Source organism: Streptomyces specialis, assembly GCF_001493375.1.
Classification (GTDB): domain Bacteria; phylum Actinomycetota; class Actinomycetes; order Streptomycetales; family Streptomycetaceae; genus Streptomyces; species Streptomyces specialis.
Genome location: NZ_LN929783.1, coordinates 1 through 6,933, shown reverse-complemented (window position 1 = coordinate 6,933; position 6,933 = coordinate 1). Strand labels below are relative to the sequence as shown.

The window sequence follows — 6,933 nt, the reverse complement described above, 5'->3', positions numbered from 1 at the left end:
CTCCTCCTGCTCCCTGGCACCCCCCCCGCCCCCTTCCCCCCCCCCCCCCCCCGCCGCCCCCGCCGAAGGTTGAAAAGGGCCGCCCCCCCCGCCGCCCCCCCCCCCGCCCCCCCCCACGCCCGCCGCGTCTGCGGCGACCGGCGAGAGCCGCCGGATGATGGACCTGGTGGAACGGGCCCAGAGCGGCGAGGCCGAGGCGTTCGGCTGTCTCTACGACCACTACTCCGACACCGTCTACCGCTACATCTACTACCGCGTCGGCGGGCGGGCCACGGCCGAGGACCTCACCAGCGAGACGTTCCTGCGCGCCCTGCGCCGCATCGGCACCTTCACCTGGCAGGGCCGCGACTTCGGCGCCTGGCTGGTCACCATCGCCAGGAATCTCGTGGCGGACCACTTCAAGTCCAGCCGCTTCCGGCTGGAGGTCACCACCGGCGAGATGCTCGACGCCAACGAGGTCGAGCGCAGCCCCGAGGACTCGGTGCTGGAGTCCCTGGCCAACTCGGCGCTCCTAGAAGCCGTCCGCAGGCTCAACCCCCAGCAGCAGGAGTGCGTCACCCTGCGGTTCCTCCAGGGCCTGTCGGTGGCGGAGACGGCCCGGGTGATGGGGAAGAACGAGGGCGCGATCAAGACGTTGCAGTACCGGGCCGTCCGCACCCTGGCCCGGCTGCTGCCCGACGACGCCCGGTGACGCCCGGCCGCCTCCGTCGGCGTTCGCGGGTGTCCTTCGGCGTCGGGAAACGCTTCGAACCCGTGCGCACTTCGACGGAGAGTGAACGGCCTCAACGAATCAGTCACATAATCTGCAAGCCGTAACCCGAGTGCCCGTCCACTCGTTGTCGGGTTCGCAGGCTCTCTACAACTCGGCTCCATCCAGGCACCATTCACCCATCCGGGTCGATATGGACGGAGACCGAAACTTCCATCGGCCGTAGGGAGTCGTTCGTGTGACGAGAGGAGGTGCCGCCCGTGATCGGATCAGTGTCGGCGAACCGTCGGGCCAACGCCTTCGCCCAGCTCCTCGCCGAGTCGCGGCTCGCCGAGTCGCGGCTCGCCGAGCCGCGGCCCGGCGACGACGAGGCGGCGGCGGACCCGGCGGCGGCCAGGCATCAGGCGCCGGCGGACGGTGCCGAGCAGGCAGTGCTGCTGTCGGTCGCCGAAAGGCTCGCGACGCTCCCGAGACCCGAGCTCGGCGCGGGGACGAGAGCGGCGCAACGCGCCCTGCTGATCGCCACGATGGAGGCCACCACCGCGGAGGCCGCCGCTGCCGCGCCGGAGGGCCGCGTGCCGGTGCAGCGCGGCCGGGGGTCGCACCGCGCGCTCCCGCTCGGCGGGGTGAGCAGACTCAGCCCGCGGTCGCGGCTGACGAAGGGCCTCGCCGCCGGCGGGCTCACGATGGGCGTGGCGGCCGGCGCCTTCGGCGGGGTCGCCGCGGCCAGCACCGACGCGCTCCCCGGCGACACCCTCTACGGCCTCAAGCGCGGCATGGAGGACCTCCGTCTGGACTTCACCAGCGGCGACGCCGACCGCGGCCGGGTCTACCTCGACCACGCCTCCACCCGGCTGAACGAGGCCCGGCGGCTGATGGAGCGGACCAGGGCGGGCGTGCTGGACGACGAGGAGCTGGAGGACATCCGCAAGGCCCTCTCCAGCATGCGCGACGACGCGGCGGAGGGGTACCGGCTGCTCGCCCAGGTCCACGACTCCGACGGCTCGATCGACGCCCTGGAGTCCCTGTCCGCCTTCGCCGAGCGGCACCGCGACACGTGGGCCCAGCTCAGGTACCAACTGCCGTTCGAGCTGCGGGACGTGGGCGAGGAGGTCACGGACGTCTTCGACGCCATAGACGAAGAGGTCGCGCCGTTCGAGTCCGTTCTCCCGCCGCCGCCAGGCAGCCTGGCGTCCGCGGAGGCACCCGGTGACGCCCCCGCCCGGACGCCCGCCCGTTCCGAGCCGGCCGCCTCCGTCGCGCCGCCCGGCTCCGGCGCGGACGGCGGCGGTGGCGAGGAGGGCGGCGGCGGCCCCGAGGAAGCCCCGGACCTCACCGAGCAGACCCAGGGCCTGCTCGGCGGCACCGGTCTCCTCGACCCGGCGGGCGAGGAGACGGGCGCGGAGGGCGAGACCCCACCGGAGTCCGGGGACGCCCCGGGCACGCTCCCGCAGCCCGAGGTGACCATCCCGCCCCTGGTGGACGACCTGCTGCCGAGCCTCGGCCTGGACGTCTCGGGCGGCGAGTAGCCACCACGGACGTGCGCGGCGGTCCGGTGCTCTCCGGTCCGCCCCCCGAGCGTCAGAAGAACACTGACCGCCGCGCCATCAGCAGCTTGTACAGCGTGTGCTGGATCGTCTCCCGGACCTGATCGGTGAGCTGGAAGACGAGCATGGGGTCCTCCGCCGCCTCCGGCGGCTGGTCCGCCGTCTCGATCGGCTCACCGAACTGGATGGTCCACTTCGTCGGCAGCGGAATCGTCCCCAGCGGCCCCAGCCAGGGGAAGGTGGGCGTGACCGGGAAGTACGGCAGACCCAGCACGCGCGCCAGGACCCGCGCGTTGCCGATCATCGGGTGGATCTCCTCCGCGCCCACGATCGAGCACGGCACGATCGGCACCCCGGTGCGCAGCGCCGTCGCGACGAACCCGCCCCGGCCGAAGCGCTGGAGCTTGTACCGCTCGGCGAAGGGCTTGCCCAGGCCCTTGAACCCCTCGGGCATCACCCCGACCAGCTCACCCCGCCCGAGCAGCTCCTCGGCGTCCTCGACGCAGGCGAGGGTGTGACCGCCCTTGCGGGCCAGCCAGTTGAAGAACGGGAGCTGGAAGACGAGGTCGGCGGCGAGCAGCCGGAGGTTCCGGTCGGCCGGGTGCTGGTCGCGGATGGCGACCTGGAGCATCACCCCGTCCCAGGGCAGCGTGCCCGAGTGGTTGGAGACGATGAGCGCGCCCCCGGTGTCCGGCACGTTCTCCATGCCGCGCACCTCGACCCGGAAGTACTTCTCGAACAGCGGGCGCAGCACCGTGCCGAGCACCGCGTCCGCGAGGTGCTCGTCGTAGCCGAAGTCGTCCACCTCGTAGTCGCCGCTGAGGCGGCGCCGGACGAACGCCAGGCCGCGCGCCAGCGCCTCGTCGAGGCCCGCGGCGCCGCTCCCGGCCGACCGCCTGTCCTCGCTCCCCGCCGCGCCCGGCGGCACCGGCGGCGCTCCGGCGGCGGCCCGCCCCCGACGCCCGCTCTCACCGAACGGAATGACCTTGGCGTCAGCCACGGCGCAGCACCTCCTCGATCCGGTCCACGGCACGGGTGACGACGTCGGGCGGCAGCAGCCCGGGACCGTGCACGGCGGCGAAGTCCGCGAACGTCTCCGGCGTCGTGTAACGCAGCGGGCCGCCCATGGCCTCGCGCAGTCGCTCGGTCCGCACCACCCGGCCGTGCACCAGGGAACGGATCTGCTCGGCGGACGCGCCGCCCAGCCCCAGCGCGCCGAGCGCCGAGCCCAGCACGGGGGCCAGCGCCTTCACCACGGGCAGCGTCGGCCGCCCGATGCGCCGCGCCGCCTGGGACAGCATCAGCACGCCCTCGCCCGCCACGTTGAACGTGCCCGCGCCGAGCCCCGCCCGGCCGTCGCGCACCGCGCGGCTCAGCACGTCCAGCACGTCGTCCTCGTGCACGAACTGGAGACGCGGGTCGTAGCCGAGAACGGTGGGCAGCACCGGCAGCTTGAAGTAGGCGGCGAGCCGGGAGTCGGCCGCCGGGCCCAAGACGTGCGCGAAGCGCAGCACGGTCACCCGCACGTCGGGGCAACGGCGGGCGAAGCCGCGCAGATAGCCCTCGATCTCGGCGACGTCCTGCGCGAAGCCGCCGCCCGCCGGAGCCTTGGGCGGCGCGGCCTCGTCGGCGACGGCCGGCTCACGGACGGCCGTGCCGTAGATCTGGGTGCTGGACTTGACGACCACGCTCCGCAGACCGGGCACCTTCTGGCAGGCGCCCAGGAGCTGGAGGGTGCCCAGCACGTTCAGCTCCTTGACCGCCGCCCGGCCGCCGCCCGCCGTGGCGGGAGTGCCGTGGACGTCGAGGTGTACCACGGTGTCGACCGCGTACTCCGCCAGCACCGCGACGATCGACGGCTGCCTGATGTCGGCCCGCACGAACTCCGCGCCGCCCAGCGGATACGCCGGAGACCGCGTGTCCACGCCGATCACCCGGACCACGTCCGGGTCCCGCCGGATGTGCCGGACGAACCGCCCGCTGAGCTGCCGGGCGGCACCGGTCACGAGGACGGTCCTGCTCACGGTCCTCCCCTGCCTGCCTATGCGTCGGCCCTCCCGTCATCGTGTCGACGGGAGGGCCGGTCAGCGGCGCTCGCTCACTTCTTGTTGCGGCGCTGAACGCGGGTGCGCTTCAGCAATTTGCGGTGCTTCTTCTTCGCCATCCGCTTGCGCCGCTTCTTGATAACAGAGCCCACGACTACCCTCGCTCACTTCGCTTACTCGGTGCGGGGCGTCCGAGCCCACACGACCTACATGCGGCTCAGCCTACCGGTCACCGAGTGATACGGGTTAATCGAGGGGTGTCAAAGGCTCCGCCCGGCCGTTACGCGCTTTCCACGCCCACGAACGACTCCCGGAGGTACTCGTGGACGGCCTGCTCGGGAACCCGGAAAGACCTTCCCACCCGGATCGCCGGCAGATGACCGGCGTGCACCAGCCGGTACACGGTCATCTTGGACACTCGCATCACCGCGGCGACTTCCGCCACGGTCAGAAACTTGGCCTCGCTCAGAAGCCTCTCACCAGCAGCCATGTCACACCTGACCTTCCGCACATGTCGGACACCGGCTTCCCCTCCGGTGACTCCCTCTCGCACGTGCGCTCCTCCCCAGATTAGGTGCGGGTGATGCGAGTGGGGAAGAGGTGCTTCAACCGGCCTTTTCCTCCGAGCATGCCTTTACCGTGACGAAGAAGCCTGTTTGAGCACATAGCGTGGCAACGCGCCGCCGTCCGCTGTCCCGGCGGGAACGGTGGCGCGTACCCCTTCCGTTACCCTGCCCCGCCGCCGCCCGGCGGACACCGCTCGGGGACGCGCGTCACCGACGCCGTTACCCGGCAGGCCAGTTGACCTGCGTCGCAGTGACGTCGGCAATGGGCGGTGAAGGACGGGCGGGGGTGGTGCGGGGGCATGGCGGTTCGTCACATGCCGACGGCGCGTGCGGAGGTGAACAGAAGTGAGCCCCGGCGCGGTCACGGCGCGCGACCCGGTTCCGGGGCGCGGTGGCGTGTCGCGGCGGGGGCGGGCGCGTGGACGCGGACGTAGTGGGAATCGGGTCGTCATGTCGACAGATCGCCCCCGCATCGGGGGGATGCCGGGGCACGCCGAAGTGAACGCCGTGCCGGTGAAGGTGACGTAGGGAAAGCGGGCTGGCGACGAACGGGCGTCCGGTGGCTCCCCGAAGGTGGCGGACACCGGGCGGAATGCCTGGTGGGGTACGTGACGGGGTGTCCGGCCGGAGGCGCGCGGTCCGGTTGGGAGGAGACGATAGCGCCTCGGCCCGGGCGGTCGTGACGGGGGTGGGGGTCAGGGCAGGAGTCCGTGCGACGGGTAGACGGCGCGGCGGGTGGCGAGGATGGCTTGGTCGACGGTGTCGGAGGGGTCGTAGCCGTTGTGCCAGTCGTGCCACCCCGGCCGGCGGCCGTCCGTCATCCGCTGCGGGGCCAGTTGGCGCGTCAGGGCGTAGACGGTGCGTCGCCATTCGTCGGGGACGGGTGTCTCGGGCGCGATGGGCGCGTGGGCGGCGATGGCGACGAGGTGGGTCCAGATGCGGGGGACGACCTCCACGACGGCGTATCCGCCGCCGCCGAGGGAGAGCCAGCGGCCGTCGGCGTAGTCGTGGGCCCAGGTGTGACACGCCTCGGCGGCCAGGCGCTGGGCGTCGAGGCTGAGCGTGAGGTGGGCCAGCGGGTCCTCGAAGTGGGTGTCGGCGCCGTGCTGGGTCACGAGGACCTGGGGGCGGAACTCGGCGAGCAGCTCGGGCACGACGGAGTGCAGGGCGCGCAGCCACGCGCTGTCGGATGTGCCGGGGGGCAGCGCGACGTTGACGGCGCTGCCGACGGCGGCCGGGCCACCGGTCTCCTCGGGCCTGCCGGTGCCGGGGAAGAGCATGCGGGGGTGTTCGTGGAGGGAGATGGTGAGGACGCGTGGGTCGTCCCAGAACGCGGTCTGCACGCCGTCGCCGTGGTGGACGTCGGTGTCGACGTAGGCGACGCGTTCCGCGCCCAGTTCGAGCAGGCGGGCGATGGCGACGGCGGCGTCGTTGTAGACGCAGAAGCCGGAGGCGGCGCCGGGCATGGCGTGGTGGAGGCCGCCGGCGAAGTTCACGGCGTGGTGGATGTCACCGTGCCAGATGTCCTCGGCCGCGCTGACGGACTGGCCCGTGATGAGCGCGGACGCCTCGTGCATGCCCGCGAACGCCGGGGTGTCCTCGGTCCCGAGGCCGCGCCGTTCGTCGGCCTCGGCGGGGTGACGGGAGGCGTGGCGCACGGCGTTGACGTAGTCGGCCTGGTGCACGAGCCCGAGCGTCGATTCCCCGGCCGGCCGGGCGGCGACGACACCGATGCGCTTGTCGAGACCGAACGCCTCGACGAGCCGCATGGTCAGCGTCAACCGGATCGGGTCCATCGGATGGGCGGGACCGAAGTTGTACCGGGCGACGTTCTCGTCCCACATCAGCCGTGCTTCAACGCTCATGCGGAACACGGTAGCGGAAACACGAACGGGCTCCGCCAGGAGGTATTAACTCCCGGCAGAGCCCGCTTACTTCAAATAATTGTCCGGCGGTGTCCTACTCTCCCACACGGTCCCCCATGCAGTACCATCGGCGCTGGAGGGCTTAGCTTCCGGGTTCGGAATGTAACCGGGCGTTTCCCCTCCGCCATGACCACCGGAACA

Annotated in this window: 6 protein-coding genes, 1 rRNA gene and 1 pseudogene; 2 read left to right on the top strand and 6 right to left on the bottom strand. The window is 72.3% G+C overall.

Annotated elements, in window-relative coordinates:
- Positions 1-139: 139 nt before the first annotated feature.
- Positions 140-691: pseudogene (locus BN2279_RS06950) on the top strand (ECF subfamily RNA polymerase sigma factor, BldN family); the annotation flags it as partial.
- A 278-nt stretch (positions 692-969) separates the two neighbouring features.
- Positions 970-2,238 carry a DUF5667 domain-containing protein gene (locus BN2279_RS06945; protein WP_059007544.1) on the top strand — a complete coding sequence of 423 codons (1,269 nt, stop codon included), beginning with the start codon at positions 970-972 and terminating at the stop codon, positions 2,236-2,238.
- A 52-nt stretch (positions 2,239-2,290) separates the two neighbouring features.
- Here the strand turns inward: BN2279_RS06945 and BN2279_RS06940 are convergent, their stop codons facing one another.
- From BN2279_RS06940 to rrf, 6 genes are all read right to left on the bottom strand, one after another.
- Positions 2,291-3,256 carry a lysophospholipid acyltransferase family protein gene (locus BN2279_RS06940; protein WP_059007542.1) on the bottom strand — a complete coding sequence of 322 codons (966 nt, stop codon included), beginning with the start codon at positions 3,254-3,256 and terminating at the stop codon, positions 2,291-2,293.
- On the bottom strand, positions 3,249-4,280 hold the full coding sequence (locus tag BN2279_RS06935; RefSeq protein WP_059007540.1) for an NAD-dependent epimerase/dehydratase family protein: 1,032 nt from the start codon (positions 4,278-4,280) through the stop codon (positions 3,249-3,251). Before BN2279_RS06935 ends, BN2279_RS06940 begins: the two co-directional genes overlap by 8 nt.
- Positions 4,281-4,354: 74 nt before the next feature.
- On the bottom strand, positions 4,355-4,453 hold the full coding sequence (locus BN2279_RS27295; protein WP_003948845.1) for a 30S ribosomal protein bS22: 99 nt from the start codon (positions 4,451-4,453) through the stop codon (positions 4,355-4,357).
- A 128-nt stretch (positions 4,454-4,581) separates the two neighbouring features.
- The gene (locus BN2279_RS06930) at positions 4,582-4,791 is read right to left on the bottom strand and encodes a helix-turn-helix domain-containing protein (RefSeq protein ID WP_019431885.1); all 210 of its coding nucleotides are present in this window, start codon (positions 4,789-4,791) and stop codon (positions 4,582-4,584) included.
- Between the two features lie 771 nt (positions 4,792-5,562).
- A complete protein-coding gene (locus BN2279_RS06925) occupies positions 5,563-6,732 on the bottom strand; it encodes an acetoin utilization protein AcuC (protein WP_059007538.1) in 1,170 nt (389 codons plus the stop codon).
- Positions 6,733-6,813: 81 nt separating this feature from the next.
- Positions 6,814-6,930, bottom strand: a 5S ribosomal RNA gene (gene rrf / locus BN2279_RS06920).
- Between the last annotated feature and the right edge of the window lie 3 nt (positions 6,931-6,933).